Below are 214 nucleotides of genomic sequence, written 5' to 3' on the forward strand. Positions count from 1 at the left end.
GCACAAAGTCTTCGACCATCACCGGGTCATACAGCCGGCCCGCGTACTTGCGGATGTACAGCAGCGCTTCGTCGCTGTTCATCTGCCGCTCCAGGATCAAGCCCTTTTGCAACTCGATGAAATCCACCGCCAGTTTCAACAGGCGCGAACCGGCGGGAATCGCTTCGCCTTTGAGGTGATCGGGGAAGCCGCTGCCATCCCAACGTTCTTGGTG

1 protein-coding gene is annotated in these 214 nt (G+C 58.9%); it reads right to left on the reverse strand.

The window, feature by feature from the left end:
• A partial coding sequence (locus ACW9IR_RS30410; protein WP_457466323.1) for an HD domain-containing phosphohydrolase occupies nucleotides 1-214 on the reverse strand: 214 nt, incomplete at both ends.

This window comes from Pseudomonas sp. SDT291_1_S447 (assembly GCF_054070155.1).